The organism is Mesorhizobium sp. WSM4310, from assembly GCF_007003935.1.
In the GTDB taxonomy this organism is placed as follows: Bacteria; Pseudomonadota; Alphaproteobacteria; order Rhizobiales; family Rhizobiaceae; genus Mesorhizobium.
The window spans coordinates 63,940-82,138 of the sequence record NZ_VFTA01000002.1 but is presented as its reverse complement, the minus strand read 5'-3'; the positions used below and the strand labels follow the sequence as shown (position 1 = coordinate 82,138).

Annotated in this window: 21 protein-coding genes; 4 read left to right on the top strand and 17 right to left on the bottom strand. The window is 64.3% G+C overall.

The window, feature by feature from the left end; genetic code table 11:
* The 17 genes from fliF to FJV80_RS03310 all read right to left on the bottom strand — a co-directional run bounded on the left by fliF (position 1) and on the right by FJV80_RS03310 (position 14,718).
* Positions 1-1,650, bottom strand: a complete 1,650-nt coding sequence (gene fliF / locus FJV80_RS03390) for a flagellar basal-body MS-ring/collar protein FliF (protein ID WP_142875551.1) — start codon at positions 1,648-1,650, stop codon at positions 1-3.
* 131 nt (positions 1,651-1,781) lie between these two features.
* Positions 1,782-2,852, bottom strand: coding sequence for a flagellin (locus tag FJV80_RS03385; RefSeq protein WP_095772663.1), 1,071 nt, complete (start codon positions 2,850-2,852; stop codon positions 1,782-1,784).
* A gap of 276 nt (positions 2,853-3,128) precedes the next feature.
* Positions 3,129-4,115, bottom strand: coding sequence for a flagellin (locus tag FJV80_RS03380; RefSeq protein WP_032931520.1), 987 nt, complete (start codon positions 4,113-4,115; stop codon positions 3,129-3,131).
* A 244-nt stretch (positions 4,116-4,359) separates the two neighbouring features.
* Positions 4,360-5,091, bottom strand: a complete 732-nt coding sequence (gene fliP, locus FJV80_RS03375) for a flagellar type III secretion system pore protein FliP (protein WP_019860957.1) — start codon at positions 5,089-5,091, stop codon at positions 4,360-4,362.
* The gene (locus tag FJV80_RS03370; RefSeq protein ID WP_095772664.1) at positions 5,088-5,582 is read right to left on the bottom strand and encodes a flagellar basal body-associated FliL family protein; all 495 of its coding nucleotides are present in this window, start codon (positions 5,580-5,582) and stop codon (positions 5,088-5,090) included. The genes fliP and FJV80_RS03370 overlap by 4 nt, the downstream gene beginning before the upstream one ends.
* A gap of 20 nt (positions 5,583-5,602) precedes the next feature.
* Positions 5,603-6,310, bottom strand: coding sequence for a flagellar basal body L-ring protein FlgH (gene flgH, locus FJV80_RS03365; RefSeq protein WP_095786944.1), 708 nt, complete (start codon positions 6,308-6,310; stop codon positions 5,603-5,605).
* On the bottom strand, positions 6,307-6,894 hold the full coding sequence (locus FJV80_RS03360) for a MotE family protein (RefSeq protein ID WP_185975128.1): 588 nt from the start codon (positions 6,892-6,894) through the stop codon (positions 6,307-6,309). The genes flgH and FJV80_RS03360 overlap by 4 nt, the downstream gene beginning before the upstream one ends.
* A gap of 3 nt (positions 6,895-6,897) precedes the next feature.
* A complete protein-coding gene (locus tag FJV80_RS03355) occupies positions 6,898-7,986 on the bottom strand; it encodes a flagellar basal body P-ring protein FlgI (RefSeq protein WP_245318115.1) in 1,089 nt (362 codons plus the stop codon).
* Positions 7,987-8,135: 149 nt separating this feature from the next.
* Positions 8,136-8,672 carry a flagellar basal body P-ring formation chaperone FlgA gene (flgA, locus tag FJV80_RS03350; protein WP_185973266.1) on the bottom strand — a complete coding sequence of 179 codons (537 nt, stop codon included), beginning with the start codon at positions 8,670-8,672 and terminating at the stop codon, positions 8,136-8,138.
* Between the two features lie 6 nt (positions 8,673-8,678).
* Entirely contained in the window at positions 8,679-9,467 is a 789-nt protein-coding gene (gene flgG, locus FJV80_RS03345) for a flagellar basal-body rod protein FlgG (protein WP_019860950.1), read from the bottom strand.
* Positions 9,468-9,477: 10 nt separating this feature from the next.
* The gene (locus tag FJV80_RS03340) at positions 9,478-9,801 is read right to left on the bottom strand and encodes a flagellar hook-basal body complex protein FliE (protein WP_185975127.1); all 324 of its coding nucleotides are present in this window, start codon (positions 9,799-9,801) and stop codon (positions 9,478-9,480) included.
* The gene (gene flgC / locus FJV80_RS03335; RefSeq protein ID WP_095772668.1) at positions 9,798-10,214 is read right to left on the bottom strand and encodes a flagellar basal body rod protein FlgC; all 417 of its coding nucleotides are present in this window, start codon (positions 10,212-10,214) and stop codon (positions 9,798-9,800) included. The genes FJV80_RS03340 and flgC overlap by 4 nt, the downstream gene beginning before the upstream one ends.
* Position 10,215: 1 nt before the next feature.
* Entirely contained in the window at positions 10,216-10,596 is a 381-nt protein-coding gene (gene flgB / locus FJV80_RS03330) for a flagellar basal body rod protein FlgB (protein WP_019860948.1), read from the bottom strand.
* Positions 10,597-10,661: 65 nt separating this feature from the next.
* The gene (locus FJV80_RS03325; RefSeq protein ID WP_095792695.1) at positions 10,662-11,486 is read right to left on the bottom strand and encodes a hypothetical protein; all 825 of its coding nucleotides are present in this window, start codon (positions 11,484-11,486) and stop codon (positions 10,662-10,664) included.
* On the bottom strand, positions 11,467-12,867 hold the full coding sequence (gene fliI / locus FJV80_RS03320) for a flagellar protein export ATPase FliI (protein ID WP_095772670.1): 1,401 nt from the start codon (positions 12,865-12,867) through the stop codon (positions 11,467-11,469). The genes FJV80_RS03325 and fliI overlap by 20 nt, the downstream gene beginning before the upstream one ends.
* A 1-nt stretch (position 12,868) precedes the next feature.
* Complete coding sequence (flgF, locus tag FJV80_RS03315) at positions 12,869-13,594, bottom strand: flagellar basal-body rod protein FlgF (RefSeq protein WP_142875548.1); 726 nt, start codon at positions 13,592-13,594, stop codon at positions 12,869-12,871.
* Positions 13,595-13,596: 2 nt separating this feature from the next.
* On the bottom strand, positions 13,597-14,718 hold the full coding sequence (locus tag FJV80_RS03310; RefSeq protein ID WP_095772744.1) for a DUF1217 domain-containing protein: 1,122 nt from the start codon (positions 14,716-14,718) through the stop codon (positions 13,597-13,599).
* A gap of 162 nt (positions 14,719-14,880) precedes the next feature.
* Here FJV80_RS03310 and motA point away from each other — a divergent pair, with 162 nt between their 5' ends.
* The 4 genes from motA to FJV80_RS03290 are packed head-to-tail and all read left to right on the top strand — an operon-like array spanning position 14,881 to position 18,197.
* Positions 14,881-15,756, top strand: coding sequence for a flagellar motor stator protein MotA (gene motA / locus FJV80_RS03305; RefSeq protein ID WP_095772671.1), 876 nt, complete (start codon positions 14,881-14,883; stop codon positions 15,754-15,756).
* 32 nt (positions 15,757-15,788) lie between these two features.
* Entirely contained in the window at positions 15,789-16,736 is a 948-nt protein-coding gene (locus FJV80_RS03300) for a FliM/FliN family flagellar motor switch protein (RefSeq protein ID WP_142875686.1), read from the top strand.
* Between the two features lie 17 nt (positions 16,737-16,753).
* The gene (fliN, locus tag FJV80_RS03295; RefSeq protein ID WP_019860938.1) at positions 16,754-17,140 is read left to right on the top strand and encodes a flagellar motor switch protein FliN; all 387 of its coding nucleotides are present in this window, start codon (positions 16,754-16,756) and stop codon (positions 17,138-17,140) included.
* 46 nt (positions 17,141-17,186) lie between these two features.
* Positions 17,187-18,197, top strand: a complete 1,011-nt coding sequence (locus tag FJV80_RS03290; RefSeq protein ID WP_095772672.1) for a flagellar motor switch protein FliG — start codon at positions 17,187-17,189, stop codon at positions 18,195-18,197.
* Positions 18,198-18,199: the final 2 nt, after the last annotated feature.

Genomic DNA, 18,199 nt, shown 5'->3' with positions numbered 1-18,199 from the left:
TTACGCCGCGACTTCCTGGGCCGCCCATTTGCGCAGGATCTGCGCTGTGCGCTCCTCGTTGAGGTCGACCATGCGGGCAAGCCGCTCCTGTGGCGCCGGCCTGATCTTCTGGCGAAGATCATCGAGCGGATTGGTGCCCGGCCGCGAGCCGGGCAAGGCGCCGATGGCGGCACCCGCATCGGCGGAAGCAGCCGCCTCGGGTGTCGGCAGCGACCGCTGGACTTCATCGAAATTCGGGCCCGGCAAAGCGGGCATCGCTTTTGCCGTCAGCGCGGCCGCCATCGGTCGCAAGCCGAAGAAGGCCACCAGGAACACCACGACGATGAAAGCGCCGGCGTTGATCAGCGTGCCGGCGTGCTGGCCGATGGAATCCAGCATTCCAGCCTGCGGGATCGCTTCGCCGTCGAGCCCGTCGATGAATTCGACCGCCGAGACGTCGATGACGTCGCCACGCTTGTCGTCGAGGCCGGTGGCCGACGTCACCATCTTCTGGATCTCGGCGACGCGCTTGGCGATCTGCTCCGGGGTCGCGTCCTTGCCCAGGATCGCCTTCAGCCGATCCTGGTTGACGACGACGGCGATCGACATCTTGGTGACGGTGTAGCCGTTGGAGACGGTGGCGATCTTCTTGGAGTTGATCTCGTAATTGGTGATCTCTTCCTTGCGGTCGTTCGCCGAGGTCGTTTGCGGACCCTCGGTGCTGGTCGCCTGGGTCTCCGGCAGATTCTGCTCGACGCTGGCCGGGGTCGAGGCCTGCTTCTGGTTGCTGTTCTCATTGGCGCGCACCGACTGCACCGAGCGCTCGACGCGCGAGTTGGGATCGAAAATGGTTTCTTCCGTCTGGCGGGTGTCGGTGTTGACCTCGGCCTTGACGCTGGCGCGGAAATTGTCAGGGCCGAGGTATGGCGCCAGCGCGCGGCGGATGTTGTCGCCGATCTGCGCCTCGACCGTCTGCTCGACGCCGAGCGTGCGGGCCGCACTGGTGTTGGAGGGATCGTCGCCGGCGGCCAGCAGGTTGCCGTTGGAATCGAGCACCGTCACCTTGTCGGCCGACAGGCCAGGCACGGCGGCGGCGACCAGGTGGCGGATCGACTGGGCGCTCTTCTCTGCGTCGATGCCGGCATAGCGGATGACCACCGATGCCGAGGGCTGCTGTTCGTCGCGGCGGAAATTGGCACGCTCGGACATGACGATGTGGACGCGAGCCGCCTTGATGCCTGATATGGACTGGATGGTGCGGGCAATCTCGCCTTCCAGCGCCCGCACACGGGTGATCTGCTGCATGAACGAGGTCAGGCCCATCGCCCCGACATTGTCGAACAGCTCGTAGCCGGCATTGGCGCTGGTCGGCAGACCCTTTTCGGCAAGCAGCATGCGCGCCTGTGCCGTGGTGCCGGCCGGCACCAGAACCGAGGTTCCGTCGGCGCCGACATCGAAGCCGATGCCCGCCTCGCCCAGCACCAGGCCGATCTGGTTCACGTCGGAGCGGTCGAGCCCGACATAGAGCGTGTCGTAGGCCGGGCGGTTGAGGTAGACCGAGGCGATGCCGATGACGCCCATCACCAGAACGGCGATGCCCGCCAGCATGGCGAGGCGCTTCACACCAAAACCGCGGAGATTCGAGATGATGCTCTGGATCTGTTCCGGCACGATAGAGCGACTCCCAGCATGATTGTCCGCCGGAACACTAGCCCTCGAAGCTTGTGCGAAAATGAAATCGGGCCGCGCTTGCGGCGCGGCCCGTGAATTGGAGGGAGGGGTATCTGTCGGCTACAGCCGGATTAGCCGTTCTTGAACAGCGACAGGATCGACTGCGAGGAGCTGTTGGCGATCGACAGCGACTGGATGCCGAGCTGCTGCTGGACCTGCAATGCCTGCAGGCGGGTCGATTCCTTGTTCATGTCGGCATCGACGAGCTGACCGACGCCGCGGTCGATGGAGTCCATCAGGCTCTGCGTGAAGGTCTTCTGCAGGTCGATGGAGCTCTTGGCGGCGCCGAGGATGGTGGCCTGGTCGGTCAGCTGGCTCATGACCTTGTCGATCTTGCCGATCATCTGGGTGATGATGTCGTCGGTCACTCCCGCCGCCGTGATGTCGAGATTGAAGGCGGAAACATTGTCAATCCTGGGGACCACCGCGCCCGCGGCCGTCTGGCCAGCGGTGTTGGCGGCGATGTCCGTGCCACCGCCAGCGATCGTAGCCGCATAGGCTGTGTCGTACAGGTTCTGGGCGGCCGCTGTCGCGTATACGGACGTCTGGCGGTCGAGCGTGCCCTGGTTCTTGACGGCGGTGGCAAGACCGTTGTCGAACAGTTTCGTGCTCTCGACATCGATGTCGATCGTTCCGAGCGAGATGGCGCCGGAGGAGGAGCGGTTGAAGGACGCGACGATCTTGGCGTCGGCCTGAACGCCGTCATTGGGGGCAGCGACCTGCGTTGACGTCACCGAAAGGTAGTTCGAGCCCGAGAAGGTGGCGGCATCGGCAAAGGACTTCATCTGCGCCTGAAGCGTGGTGATTTCCGTCTGCGTCTTTGCCTTTGCGGCAGCTGTCTGGCCAATGGTGGAGAGCAGCTTGGTCTTGAGCTGGCCGATCGACGTCAGAACATTGTTCATGCCGGTATAGGCGGTGTCGACTTTCGAGGCGCCGAGGCCGAGCGCGTCCTGCACCGTCGACAAGGCTGCGTTGTCGGAGCGCATCGTCGTGGCGATCGACCAGTAGGCGGCGTTGTCGGAGGCCTCGGAGACCCTGTAGCCCGTCGAGATTCGCGACTGTGTCTGCTCAAGCGATTTGTTGGTGGCGTTGAGGCTTTGAAGTGCGGTCAACGCCGCGGCGTTTGTCATGATGCTCGCCAAGAAACTCGCTCCTTTTTCCCAGGCCGGTCTTTCTCAAAAACCGGCATTGCCCTCGCGAGCCGCTGGCCCGCCCGTCGATTGCCGTCGCCCCGACCGGGCCGATTCGCCAATCCGTTGTAAGCTTTGGTTAACCATGACTAGCGCGTTATGGTTAACGGCCTGTTAAAGGCTCGCTTTCGAGGGTTAAGAAACGAGGGTTGCGCGGGGCTGGAGCAAACGCAAAACGGGCCGCGCTTTTGGCGCGGCCCGTTTTCTTGGTTGGTCGGTGTAGAGCGATCAGCCGCGGAAGAGCGACAGGATCGACTGCGACGAGCCGTTGGCGATCGACAGCGCCTGGACGCCGAGCTGCTGCTGGACCTGCAGCGCCTGGAGGCGGGTCGATTCCTTGTTCATGTCGGCATCGACCAGCTGGCCAACGCCGCGGTCGATGGAGTCCATCAGGCTCTGCGTGAAGGTCTTCTGCAGGTCGATGGAGCTCTTGGCGGCGCCGAGCTTGGTGGCGGCGGTCGTCATGTCCTTGAGCGCGGCGTCGACGACGGTCATCATCTGCGAGATCTGAGCGTCGCTGGCGGCCGTGGTGCCCGAGAAGATTTTCAGCGAGGCGACCGAATAGGTATCGCCGGCAGCGGGAGCGGCACCAAGGGTCGGGTTCTGTGCCGTGGTGGTTGCAGCGCCAGTGGTGCCGAGGCGGGCCGTATCCAGAAGGCCCTTGGCGGTCGGCGCGGCGCCGGAGTCATAGAGCTTGATGCTTTCCACGTTGACATCGATCGTCGAGAGCGAAACCGCGCCGGTCGAGCTGCGGTTGAAGGCCGAGACGATCTTGACGTCGGCGGCCGTGCCCGTGGCGGTGGACACCGACAGCATGTTGGTGCCGGAGAAGGTGGCGGAGTCGGCGTAACCCTTCAGCTGCTGCTGCAGAGCGGCGATTTCGACCTGGGTCTTTTCCTTCGCGGCATCGGTCTGACCGTAGGACGCGGTCAGCTTCTGCTGGATCGCATTGATGGTGGTGATCGCGCTGTTCATGCCTGTGTAGGCGGTGTCGACCTTCGAGGCGCCGAGGCCGAGCGAGTCCGAAACGGTGGACATGGCCTGGTTGTCGGAACGCATCGTGGTGGCGATCGACCAATAGGCGGCGTTGTCCGAAGCCTGGGAGACGCGGTAGCCCGTCGAGATGCGGGCCTGGGTGGTGGAGAGGTTGTTCTGGGTGGCGTTAAGGCTCTGCAGGGCCGTCAATGCGGCGCTGTTGGTCATGATACTGGCCATGGCTACTCGTACCTTGTTTTTACAGGTGTTTTTTTGACATACCGGCTTTTCCGGTATGACGGAGCGGCATCATGCCAATGATCGTCGAGAGATCACCCGCCATCTGCGAGCGACTATGGCGGCGAGTTCCTACCAAAGGGCTAAATCGGACGGTTAATCGAAAATAATTCGAGAAAAAATCGACGATGTCCGGCGCACTGCCCGGTCCTGTCGGGCAGACGCGGCCTCGGGCCGGAGAGCAGGGTCAGGTGAAGGAGCGCACCAGGCTGCCGACGAGCAGGTTCCAGCCGTCGATCAGGACAAAGAACAGGATCTTGAACGGCAGCGAGACAACGGTGGGCGGCAGCATCATCATGCCCATCGCCATGGTGATGGTGGCGACGATCAGGTCGATGACCAGGAAGGGCAGCACGATCAGGAAGCCGATCTCGAAGCCGCGGCGGATCTCGGAGATCATGAAGGCGGGCACCAGGATGCGCAGGTCGACCGTCTCCTTGGCGACGACCTGGCCGCGCTCGCGCGCGAGGTCGGCGAAAAGGTCGAAATCCTTGTCGCGCACATTGTGCAGCATGAAGGTGCGGAACGGATCCGAGATCTTCTCGAAGGCCTCGGTCTGGCTGATCTGGTTGTCCATCAGCGGCTTGACGCCGGTGTTCCAGGCCTGATCGAACGTCGGCGCCATGACGTAGAAGGTCATGAACAGCGACAGCGAAATGAGGATGAGGTTCGCCGGCGTCGACTGCAGGCCGATGCCGGCGCGCAGGATCGAGAAGGCGATGACGAAACGGGTGAAGCTCGTCACCATGATCAGCAGCCCGGGCGCCACCGACAGCACGGTCAGCAGGCCGAACATCTGGATGATGTAGCCGACGGTGGTACCGTCGGCCTTTCCGATGCCGCCTAGGTCCAGCTGCTGCGCCGCCGCGACGGAGGTGGCGGCGCCGATCAGCGCCGCGGCGAGAAGGAACTTCTTCATTCGAGCAGCAATGTCCTGATGAGAACCTGTTTGGCGTGCCCCTGGCTGCGGATCGAGGCGCGTTCCTCGATATCGGCTTTCAGGTGCTGGTAACCGCTGGCGCCCTCGACCTGATGCATCTTCAGCGTACGCACGAAGGCCAGAAGGTCCTGATGGATGTCCTCCGTCATCGCCGGCGGCTGCGGCGCGTCGTAGACCACGGATGCTTCCATCCGGATCCAGGTGTCGGCGGGTGAGGCGATATTCGTGGTGATCGGCGCCAGCGCGACAAGCGTCGGCCCCGTGCCAGGCTGTTGCGCAGCAGAGGGTTCGGCAACCTTGCCCGCATTTTCAGGAGCAGCCGGCACCGATGGCGGTGCGCCGGCGCCCTTGAGATAACCTCCGGACATCCAGCCCATGCCGATGGCGGCGACCGTCACCACCAGCAGCATGGCGCCCTGAACCACAAGGGATGGACCCTTGCGAGGCTGGAGTTGTTCGACATTGGCCACGGCGCTCTGTTCTCCAATCCCTAGAACGGAAGAACCTGGTCGAGGATCTGCTGGCCGTAGGCCGGCTGCTGGATCTCGGTGATGCGGCCGCGCCCGCCATAGGAAATGCGCGCCTCGGCGATCCGTTCGTAGGGGATCGTGTTCTCGGCGCCGATATCGGCCGGCCGCACGATGCCGGCGATGGTCAGCACCCTCAGTTCGGCGTTGACGCGCACTTCCTGCGACCCCGTGATCATCAGATTGCCGTTCGGCAAGACATCGGTGACGATCGCCGCGACATTGAGTTCAAGCGTTTCCGATCGTTTGATCTCGCCATCGGCCGTCGTGTCCGTTGCGGAGTTGAGCGTGCCGGCGCCCTTGCCGGCGGTGCTCCACTTGTCCCATTGCGCGCTGAGGTCGAAGCCGAGCTTGCGGTTGGCGGTGCGGCTCCTGTCGTTCTGGTTCTTGAAATTGGCGCGGTCGTTGACCTTGATCGTGACGGTCAGGATGTCGCCCTGTGAGAGCGCCCGGGGATCGGTGAAGAGGCGGCTCTGGCGATCGTCCCACAGCGAGAACTTTTTCACCGGTGCCCGAGGCGGCTCGGGGTATCTGTACAGGGAAGACGTGTTGCCGCCGTCAATGCCCGAGCCGACCGGCGACAGCGACGGTTCCTTGCCGACTTCCCTGAGGTTGGTGCCGCAGCCGGACAGGGCTGCCACCGCGCACAGGATGAGCGTTCTGCGGATCATGACGGATCTACCCTTCGGGCTGCGCTGGCCATGATGCCGGTGAGAGTCGCCGCCGCCTTCTGGTCCATTTCGTTGAGAATGACCCCGGCCTTGCGTGAATCGAGCTTCATCAGAATGGCCGCGGCCAGGTCGGCGTTGACGATCGCCAGGCGTTCGGCCGCCGCATCGGGCTTCATGCCGGCGTAGATCTTGACGACGCCGTCCTCGGCCCGGGCCAGGAACACTTCACGCCGCTTCAGCCAGGTCTCGTATTCGGCCTTCTTCGCGTCCAGCGCTTTCATGCGCTCGTCGATGCCGGCCTGCAGCTGCTTCAGTTCCTCGGCCTGCAAGGCGTAGCGGCGGTCGCGGGCGGCGTCGGCGATGTTGGAGCAGAAGCGCTCGATCTCGCTCTGGTCGGGCGCCTTCTCCCGGGCCAATTGCTGCGGCGCCACCGCGGGCTGCGCTCCGGGCAGAACCTGGCGAACGACATCCTCGCCATGTGCGCCGCCACTGGCAACGGCCATGGCCGCGAGAGCCGCGGCCGCGGACAGGATTGCGCGGCAGGAGCGTCTTTCGTGGGATAGAAGGGAGGGGATCATCGGCATCGCCTATTGGAGGACCAGATCGGCTTGCAGGGCGCCGGCCGACTTGATGCCTTGCAGGATGGCAATGATACCGTCCGGCTTGACGCCGAGGCGGTTGAGGCCGGAAACGAGGGTTTGCAGGTCGGGTCCGTCGAGCACCGCGACGCGGGCATCGGGCCGGCTGGCGTCGATGGCGGTGAACGGCTCGACAGCGGTTTCGCCCTTGGAGAAAGGTTCGGGCTGCACGATGCGCGGCGCTTCGGTGATGCGCACCGTGAGCGTGCCGTGGCTGATGGCAACGCGCGAGATCTTGACGTCGTTGCCGATGACGATGGTGCCGGTGCGCTCGTCGATGACGACGCGGGCCGGCGTATCGGATTCGACCACCAGGTTTTCGATCTCGGCATAGAAGCGCGCGGCCGAAACGCCCTTTGGCCTTCTGATCTGCACGGTGCGAGAATCGCGCTCACCCGCGACGCGCATGCCGAAGCGCTGGCTGGTATAGTCGTTGATCGCGTCGGCGATGCGGATGGCGGTCGAGAAATCGGGATTGCGCAATTGCAGCGTCAGCGTCGACTGGTCGTCGAATTCGGCCTTCACCGAACGCTCGACGATGGCGCCGTTCGGCACCCGGCCGGCGGTCGGCACGCCCTGCGTCAATTGTTCGGCCTGGCCCTTGGCGGTGAAGCCGGAAACGATGACCGCGCCCTGACCGACGGCATAGATCTCGCCGTCCGCCGCCTTCAGCGGCGTCATGATCAGCGTGCCGCCGGCAAGCGAGGTGGCGTCGCCCATAGAGGAGACGTCGATGTCGATGCGGGCGCCCGATTGCACATAGGGGGGCATGTTGGCGGTGACGATGACGGCGGCGACGTTCTTGGCGCGCGCGCGGCCGCCTTCGGTGGCGATGCCGAGATTTTCGAGCATGGCGCGGATCGACTGCTCGGTGAACGGCGAATTGCGCAGACTGTCACCCGAGCCGGCGAGGCCGATGACCAGGCCGTAGCCGACCAGCTGGTTGTCGCGCGAACTCTGCAGCTGGGCGATGTCCTTGATGCGCGAGGCGACCTGGCCAGGCGGCAGCGAGCTCGGTCCGGGCGAAACGCGGAACATGCGGGTGGTGGTCGCCGGATCATATTCCGGATCGTCGTAGACGCCGCCGTTCTTGGCGGCGAGTTCGCGCTTCGCCTTGGGTGTCAGGCCGTCGGCCAGCGCCGGCTGCAGGCCGAGTACGGCCGCAAGCAGAAGGGCAAGCGGGCGCATCATGAAGCGCTGACCTGGATGGTTCCGTCGGCCATCACTGTGCCGGAGAGGATCTTGCCGCTATCGCTGTTGCGAACCTTGATGAGGTCGCCGGCTGAACCTGGCTGCAAGGTTACCGCGGTGGCCGATATCGTCAGTCCGCCGGCGATGAAGAAGACCTGCACGGCTGCACCCTGTTCGACCAGCCAGGCCTCGCGGATGGCGGCGGCCGGGATGTAGCGACCGGGCAGCAGCGTGCGCTTGGCGATCTTGCCCTGAAGCTCTTCGGCGCGGGTCACCATCGCATCGGGCTTGTGTTTGCCCGCGATGAGGGTCACCTGTTTCAGGGCGGCGAGTTCGATGGTCTCGCCGGGGTAGATGACGCGACTGGGGATCAGCACGACCTCGCCGGCAGGCTGATCGCTGGCGATCTGCGTTGCCGACTGATTTGTCGATTGATTTGCCGATTCCTGTGCGAAAGCCGGCAAGCCACCGACTACCAGCGCAAGGATCAGCGCGGTGCGGCGGAATGCGGAGCAGGAGATCGGCATGGCCATCATCCCTTACCTGATGTTCTTGGAGACGACCGAGGCCATGTCGTCGGCGGCCTGGATCACCTTGGAATTCATCTCATAGGCGCGCTGCGCCGAGATCAGCTCGGTGATTTCCTTGACCGGGTCGACGTTGGAGGCCTCGAGATAGCCCTGCTGGATGGTGGCGAAGCCGGGATCGCCGGGCACGCCGGCATTGGCCGGGCCGGAGGCGGTCGTTTCCTGGAACAGATTGTCGCCGAGCGGCGCGAGGCCCGCCTCGTTGGCGAAGTTGACGATCTGGAGCTGGCCGAGATTCTGCAGGTCGGTCTGGCCGTCGATGCGGGCAAACACCTGACCGGTCTTGTTGACGATCACCTCGACCGCGTCGGTCGGCACGGTGATCGCCGGAATGACATTGGCGCCATCCACCGTCACCAGCTGGCCGGTGGCGTTGGTGTTGAAGGCGCCGGCGCGGGTGTAGAGCGTGCCGCCATCGGCGCCCTCGATCTGGAACCAGCCCCTGCCGGTCAGCGCCATGTCGAAACTGTTGCCGGTGCTGGTCAGTTCGCCCTGGGTGTGCACGTTGCGCACGGCCGTCGTCTTGACGCCGAGACCGATCGAAACGCCTTCCGGCACCAGCGAGGCGTTGGAGCGGTTGGGTACGCCTTGCGTGCGGTCAACCTGGTAGAGCAGGTCGGAGAATTCGGCGCGCGCCCGCTTGTAGCCGGTGGTGTTGATGTTGGCGATGTTGTTGGCGATGACTTCCAGATTTGTCTGCTGGGCATTCATGCCGGTGGCGGCGATGGAAAGTGCTTTCATGACCTATTCCTCAGATACCCATGTGACTGACTTCGAGGTAGGCCGAAACGACCTTGTCGCGGATGGCGACGGCGGTCTGAAGCGCCTGCTGCGCGCTCATCACGGCATCGACGACCTGGCGGGTGTCGGCATCGCCCTTGAGCGCCTGGAGCGACACCTGTTCGGCATTCTGCAGCGTGTTGACGGTCTTGGAGGCTGCCTGGCTCACCGCTTCGGCAAAGGAGCTGCCAAGGTTGCCTGATGTCGCCGGCGCGACACCGCCCTGAAGCAGGTCGGTCGCCGTATCGCCCAGCCCGGGCTTCAGGTTGAGCGCGCCGATGCCGTTCACGATCATTGGTTCCTCATCAGGTCGATGGTCATTGAAATGAGGTCGCGCGCCTGCTTCACGACTTGCAGGTTGGCCTCGTAGGAGCGGTTGGCCTCGGTCATGTCGGCCATTTCGATCAGCGCGTTGACATTGGGCATCTTGACGTAGCCCTTCTCGTCGGCGGCCTCGTTGCCAGGCTGGAATTCGACGGGGAAGACACTTGGATCGCGGTCGATCGAGTTCACTTCAACCGTTGAGGCGCCGGACGCCCGGTCAAGCTCGGAGACGAAGCTGATGGTCTTGCGGCGATAGGGGTCAGCGCCGGGCGTCGTGCCGGTCGACTGGGCATTGGCGAGGTTTTCAGAGACCACGCGCAGGCGCTCGGACTGGGCGCCGAGGCCGGATGCTGCGACTTTCAGGGCTGCGGTCAGTGCGTCCATGTCAGCTCTTCACCGCCATCATCATCATCGAGTGGAAAGCCTTGACGATCGCCGTGTTGAGCTCGAAGGAACGGCGCACCTCGCCGGCCTTGAGAAGCTGGTCCTCAAGCACGACGGTGTTCTTGGACGGCATGACCACGCCGTCATCTTCCTGCGGCTTGATGGTGAAGCCGGCATTGGTCGCCGCGCTGCCGAGATGGCCGGCCTCGGTGGTCTGCAACGACACAGCCGTGCGGTCGAGCACCTTCTCGAAGGGCTCGACATCGTTTGCCGTGTAGCCCGGCGTGTTGGCGTTGGCGATGTTGCCGGCGATCGCCGACTGGCGCACGGAAAGCCACTGCGCTTGCTTGGCGGCGAGATCGAAAAGGGAAACGGGCTCCATGGGAATCTCCGGGCATGTGCCCAAAGACTAGGCCGCCAGTCTTGCGCGGACCTTGCGGGCAGCCGCTACCTGGAAAGCTGGATCAGCTGGTTGGTGCTGGTCAGCATGACCCATTTGCCGTTGCGCTGCTCGATCGACGACACGGTGCTCGAGTCCGGCAGTATCGAGCCGCGCTGGACGATCCACAGGCCGGTGTCGTCCTCGATCATGGCACGGCCGTTGGCGACATGGACCATGCGGAATTTCGCGACATCGGCCGGGAAGGGCTGGTCGCCGGGCGGCTGCGCCGGGGTGGCGTCATCCTGCACCGTCCCGGTGGCGAGCAGGTCGATGCTGGTGTTGGGAAGGTCCTTGGCCGTCAGCGGCGCGCTGCGCGAGGTCACCACGCCGCCACCCTCGCGTCCCGAATTGGTGCCGGTGCCGCCAAACTTGATCGCCTGAACGCCGAACTGCTCCTGGTTGAAGAAGATATACCAGGGAAACAGGGCGCAGATCAGGCCGAGCGTGACGCCGAGCGCGGCGATGACGAAGTCGCTGCGCCGGTCCGCCTTCTTGCTCAATTTTGGAAATTGCGCCTTTGGCGGTTGCGGCCATTCGGTGACGGGAAACAGGCCATCGATCAGCGATTCGCGGCTTGCCTGCGTGATCTCGGCGGCCTCGACGCGGGGAACCACGGGCGCGGCAGCCCGAGCGACAGGTTCGGATCGGGGCAGGACCGGCTTGACGGCTCTGGCCAGAACAGCCGCGGTCTTGGCTGCGATGGCGCTGGCGGCCTTTGCCTTGGCCCTCCTCTCCTCCTCGGCTTGAGCCTCCTCGGCGGCGTTCGCCGCGGCGATCATCTCATTCAGGATGCGCTCGGTGTATTGGCGTTCAGTCTCCTGATTCGGCATTCAGCTTTCCCTTGAGATGGCGGGCGAGATCGGAGAACGGATCGGCTGACGGGCGGTCCCTGGGCGATTGCGTCAGCGCCTCGTAGATCAGCGGCACCTGGCGCACGGCGATGTCGAGCTCGGCGTCGGCGCCACCCTGATAGGCGCCGAGCAGGCGGATGTCGCGCGTGTCCTCGAAGCGGGCGATCATCGACTTCAGCCGCGTCACCAAAGCGCGCTGTTCGACGCTCCAGGCCTTGCCGGCCAGGCGCGATATGGATGACAGGGGATTGACCGGCGGATAGCGACCCTGTTCGGCGATCGCGCGGTCGAGCACGACATGGCCGTCGAGGATGCCGCGCACGGAATCGGCGACCGGATCATTGTGGTCGTCGCCGTCGACCAGCACGGAAATGATGGCGGTAATCGACCCCTTGCCTTCGGCCCCCGGTCCGGCGCGCTCGAGCAATTTGGGAAGTTCGGTGAATACCGAGGCGGGATAACCGCGGGCGACCGGCGGCTCGCCGGTTCCCGTCGCCACCTCACGCAAGGCATGGGCGAAGCGGGTGATCGAATCCAGCACCAACAGCACGCGGTGGCCCTGGTCGCGAAAGTGCTCGGCGACCCTCATGGCGGTGTCGGGCGCGCGCCGGCGCATCATGGCGCTCTCGTCGCTGGTGGCGACGACGGCCACGGTCTTGGCCATGCTGTCGCCGATTGTGTCCTCGAGGAATTCGCGGACCTCGCGGCCGCGTTCGCCGATCAGCGCGACGACGACGGTGTCGAACGCGTCGGCGCCGGCGAGCATGGCGAGCAGCGTCGACTTGCCGACGCCCGAACCCGCAAAGACGCCCATGCGCTGACCGAAGCACAGCGGCGTGAAGATGTCGATGACCTTGACGCCGGTCATGAAGGCGGTACCGACGCGCTGCCGCGCCATGGCGCCTGGCGTCGTGGCGCCGCCCGACAGGTCTTCGCCCCTGATCAGCGGCGCACCGCCATCGATCGCCCGGGTGAGCGCGTCGATGGTGCGGCCGCGCCATGAATCATGCGGCGCCACCGCGAGTGGACCCCTGCGGAACACCGCATCGCCGATACCGGCATCGGCGCTGCGTTCGAAGGGGGCGACGACGACTTCGTCGCGGCTGATCTTGACGATCTCGCCGCGGCGCGCGCCGGACTGGCCGCGCTGCTCGACGATGTCGCCCAGCCTGGCGAAATCGGAAAGGCCGCGCACCTTGTAGTGCGTGGACGTGACTTCGGTGACGAGACCGCCACGCTTGACCAGCCCGTCGGTGTTGCTGAAACGCCGAATTACCCGTTCCAGTGCGGCGAGCCGATCTTCGGGCGCCGGTGGGAGCTGCCTTTCGGGTGCACGGATGGAGGACCGGTCGAGCGACATGCTACGACTTCGAGCCGAGCGTCTTGATCGCCTCGTCGGTGGAAGAATCCGTTTGACGCATCAGCGCGGCGGTGTTCTCGAAGGCGCGCTGGACCATGATCAGGCGGGTCATCTCCAGCACCGGATTGACGTTGGATTCTTCGACGAAACCCTGCGCGATACCGACATCGGAGCGGTCGGTGACCGGCTCGGGGGTGCGCGCCGGCACGATGCCGGAATTGCCGTAGCGCACGAAATTCTCGCCCGGGTCGAAATTGTAAAGGCCGATCGAGCCGACAAGCTGGTCGTTCTGGCGCAGCGAGCCGTCGGCGCCGGCTTTGGGCGGACCGTTGCGGGGGTCGAGCTGGATCGGCGCGCCGCCGGCGTCGAGCACCGGATGGCCTTCGATCGACATCAGTTCGCCATTCTCGTTCATTGAGAAGCGGCCGTCGCGCGTCATGACGGTGCCGGCCGGTGTGTCGATGGCGAACCAGGCGTCGCCCTGGATGGCGAAATCGAACGGATTTCCGGTCTCGGTCAGGGAACCGTGGGCGCCCGAAAGATAGGTCTTGCCCGACGAGGCGAAGGACACCGATTTCTGCCCGGTGCCCGACACCATGTCCTCGAATTTCACGCCGGTGGCGCGAAAGCCGACAGTGTTGGCGTTGGCAACATTGTCGGCGATGGTGTCGAGCCGGCGCTCGATCGCCATCTGCGCGGATAGGGCGACGTAGAGACTGTCCTGCATGATCAGAACTTCAACTTCTGCATGGCCATCATCAGGTCGGTGGAGATGCCCGCCGTGACCGGCTGGGCAAAGAGCACGCTGACTGACGTCACGGCCGTCGAGGTCGGATTGTTGATCTCGTACATGCTGGTGAAGCGGGTCAGGAACTTGCCGAGTTTCACGGGGTCGGTGAAATCCGAGATGTCGAGCTTCTGTTCGAAGAGCTGCGCCTGCTTGTCGATGTCGGCGGTGGCGAAGGAATCGGGGAGTCCCAGCGCGGTGCGCACGACACTGGCAAGGGCCGTATCGGCCAGCACGTCGTACCAGCTGGTGATGTCGGGCGCCTTGCGCTGGAAGTAAAGCGCCAGCCGCACGCCCTCATTGGTCTTGCCGGCATCCTCCTCCAGCGTCTGGCGCATATACTTGTCGACAGTCGGCTGCTGCGCCGGATTGATGGTGGTTGCGGCTTCGCCGTACTGCTCGAAGTTGAAGGCCGAGGCCAATGCCGCGTAGGCCGGGTTCGTCTGCTTGTTGGCGACGCTGTTGGGGTCGCGCACGCCACCCTGCAGAACCTGTTTGATGAGGTCCTTATTCTCCGTCGCCGAATCGAGACCGAACGCGGCCAGCGCGTAGGTGTAGAGCCGGCTGTTCGACATCAGGTCGTCGACCGATTTCACCTTGGTGATGTTGGCGAGGTAGTAGGTCGTCTCGCCCTTCACATAGTCCGAATTCGGATCAAGGCCGGCGATCGTCGCCTGCGTGGCGTAATTCTTCGTCACCAGCTGCTGCGCCTTGTTGTAGATGGTGGCGTTGGCGCCATTGGCGGCGAAGTTGAAGGCGCTGACGAACTGGGCGTAGCGCTTGTCGGTCAACTTGTTGGCGAAACTGTTAGGGTCGGTGACGCCTTCCTTGAGCGCCTTGACCATGAAGGCCTTGGCGTAGTCCATGTCCTCCAGCCCGTAGGCCTTCATGGCATATTTGAACAGCCGGTCATTTTTGACGAAATCGTCGATCGATTTCACCTTGGTTATGTTGGCCAGGTAATATTTGGTATCGCGATCGACAGTCGGCTGCTGCTCGATGCGGTCGATCGACTTGTTGATGTCCCTGGTGATCAACTGGTAGCTGGTAAAGGTATTGAGCAACGTCATGCCTCCGGCCGAAGCTTAGTGTCGCGACAGTAACCTCACTTCCTTGCGCGAAACTGAATCGCCCAACATTCGGTTCCGTGGCGGCCCGGATTCAAGCCTCACACAAGGCACGGGGACTATCCCTTGGATCTGTCGTGAAATGCGGAAGGACCTGTCGTGGGCATTCTGATTGGACTTGTGGTGACGCTCGGCTGCGTCCTTGGCGGCTTCATGGCCATGGGCGGGCATCTGCACGTGCTGGTCCAGCCATGGGAAGCCGTGGTCATCTGTGGCGCAGCACTGGGCACTTTCCTGGTCGCCAACCCGATGAAGACGGTCAAGGATACCGGCAGGGGCATTATCGAGGCCTTCAAGCAGGCGGTGCCGAAGGAACAGGATTACCTGGAAACGCTCGGCGTGCTGCACAGCCTGATGCGCGAATTGCGCTCGAAGTCGCGCAGCGAGGTCGAGGCGCATATCGACAATCCGGAAGAATCAGCCATCTTCCAGGCCTTTCCGACGGTGCTCAAGAATCACGATCTGATGAATTTCATCTGCGACTACTGCCGCATCATCATCATCGGCAATGCCCGCTCGCACGAGATCGAGGCGCTGATGGACGAGGAGATCCAGACCATCAAGTCCGACAAGATGAAGGCCTATCACGCGATGGTCGCGGTCGGCGACGGCCTGCCGGCGCTGGGCATCGTCGCCGCCGTGCTTGGCGTGGTCAAGGCGATGGGCGCACTCGACCAGTCGCCGGAAATCCTCGGCGGCCTGATCGGCGCGGCGCTTGTCGGCACCTTCCTCGGCATCTTCCTGTCCTACGCCGTGGTCGGGCCTGTCGCCACCAAGATCAAGACGGTGCGCGAGAAGAAGAACCGCCTCTACATCATCGTCAAGCAGACGCTGCTCGCCTACATGAACGGCGCGCTGCCGCAGGTGGCGATCGAATTCGGCCGCAAGACCATCTCGTCCTATGAGCGGCCGACCATCGACGCCGTCGAGCAGAGCACGATGAACACCGGCAGCGCCGAGAAGAAGGCCGCTTGAGCGATGCACGACAGATCGGTGCCGACACGGTCATGACCAGCCCAGGCAGCCCCGCGCAAGCGCGCTCGCTGATCATCGAGCGCCTGGTCGGCGACAGCGGCGAGGCCGATCAGGTCATCGATGCCGGCCGCGCCATGGCCGAACGCGCCGTGCCGCTGCTGCAGAAGGGCCTTTCGGGCGAACTCGGCGTTCCCGTCATCGTCGACCTCAAGTCCGTCGAGGTCAGCCGCGTCCCCGAGGCGCGTTCGCGCGCCGGCGACAATTTCGCCATGACAGTCGTTGGTTCGCCGGCATCCTCGGATGCGATGACGCTCGTCATCGACGCTGCCGCGATCGCGATCATGGTCTCGACGCTGTTTGGCGGCGATCCGGATATGCCGGCGTCGCCGATCGAGCGCGACCTGTCGCCGATCGAGGCCGATGTCTCGACCATGGTGTTCCAGGAGGTGGCGCAGGCGCTGAACGGATCCGGGCGGCGCTCGCTCGACCTGCGGCTGCCCGTGCCGCGGGCGATGTCGGGTACCGAGGCGAAACGGCATGTGCTGCGCGACGGTGCCGCCATCCGCATCGTCCTTGGCATCTCGACGCCGGTCGACAGCGGCTCCATCACGGTGACGATGCCGCAGCGTGTCGTCCTTGCCGGCCGCGACGGCACCACCGGCATCGGCGAGGACGATCATGGCACCAGTTGGCGCGCACGCTTTTCGGAAGAGGTGATGCGCTCGACGGTGGCGCTCGAAGCCACCATGCCGCTGACGCGGCTGACGCTTGGCGACCTTGCCAATCTCCAAGTGGGCCAGGTCATCGACTTCGACGAAACGGCGCAGTCACGGGCTCGCCTCAGCGCGCGCGGCCAGACGCTGTTCGTATGCGAGTTCGGCAAACTGGGGCAGAATTACACCGTCCGAATCAAGCATCCCTTCGATGCCGGGCAGGATTTCATCGATGGGCTCATGCCGGCTGGTGCCGGGCGCGCCTGAGCTTTTGGAGACGATTCATGGCCAAGACCAAAGTGGAAGCAGAACTCGACCAGCCGGACGAGCAGCTCGACCGCGCCATCGAAGAATTGCGTGGGGTCCTGCATGAAGAGGAGCAACGCCCAGATGCGGCTTTCAGGGCCGCCGCGGGCGCCAATTCGAACGTCATCATGAACATCCCCGTCGATGTCCAGATCATCCTGGGAAGCACCGAGATGGCGGTGGCCGACCTGATGGCGCTGCAGAAGGGCTCCACGGTTGCACTCAACCGCCGCATTGGCGAGCCGGTCGACGTCGTGGTCAATGGCCGCAAGATCGCCCGCGGCGAGATCACGGTGCTCGAAAGCGATCCCTCGCGCTTCGGCATCAGGCTGACCGAAATCATCGCCGGCACGAAGGGCGCCTAGACATGGCTGGTGGGGCTTGCCGGTTGCAGCGGAGGCGAGAGGCAGCATGACGCCGCTGACGACCCTGACGCGCGCGCAGAAGGCGGCCGCCATATTGGTGGCGATGGGCAAGCCGTCCGCCAGCCGCCTGTTGAAATTCTTCAAGCAGGAAGAGCTGAAGGCGCTGATCGACGGCGCCCGGCTGCTCAGGACCATTCCGCAGAGCGATCTCGAGCGCATCGTCGCCGAGTTTGAGGCCGAGTTCACCGAGGGTGCCGGCCTGCTCGATTCCGCCGACAGGATGGACACCATCCTCAACGAATCGCTGTCGCCCGAAGAGATGAACGCCATCATGGGCAACAAGAAGCCGGAGGCGGCACCCGAAGGGCCGCCACCGATCTGGCCCGATCTCGAAAAACTCGAACCTTCGCGGCTGGGCACCTTCCTCGCCGGCGAACATCCGCAGACGGCGGCCATGGTGCTGTCGAAGCTTGCGCCGCAGGCGGCGGCGAGCGTGCTTTTGACGCTGACGAAGGAGATGCGTGGCGAAATCATCAAGCGCATGGTGACGATGGCCAATGTTCCGGCCGCGGCCACCAGGATCGTCGAGAACCGGTTGCGCACCAGCGTGCTTTCGGAAACCTCGACCAAGGACACTTCGGCCGGGCAGGCGCGCGTCGCCAGCGTGCTCAACGAGCTGGACAAGCCGCTGCTCGAGGAGGTCATGCAGGACCTGGAAGCCGCCGGCACGCCCGACCTCGATGGTGTGCGGGCTAGGCTTTTTGCCTTCGACGACCTGCCGCTGCTCACCCAGAAGGCACGCGTCCTTCTGTTCGACGGACTGTCGACCGAGCTTGTCACGCTGGCGCTGCGCGGCACATCGGCGGCACTCGCCGAAGCGGTGCTCTCGGCAATCGGCGCGCGGTCGCGGCGCATGATCGAAGCCGAACTTGGACAGGGGTCGGAGGGGGTTCCGGCCGCCGACATACTGGCGGCGCGCAAGACCATCGTGACGACGACGATCCGGCTGTCGCGCGAGGGCGCATTCGAACTTCCCGCGACGCAGAACGCCGCCTAAGG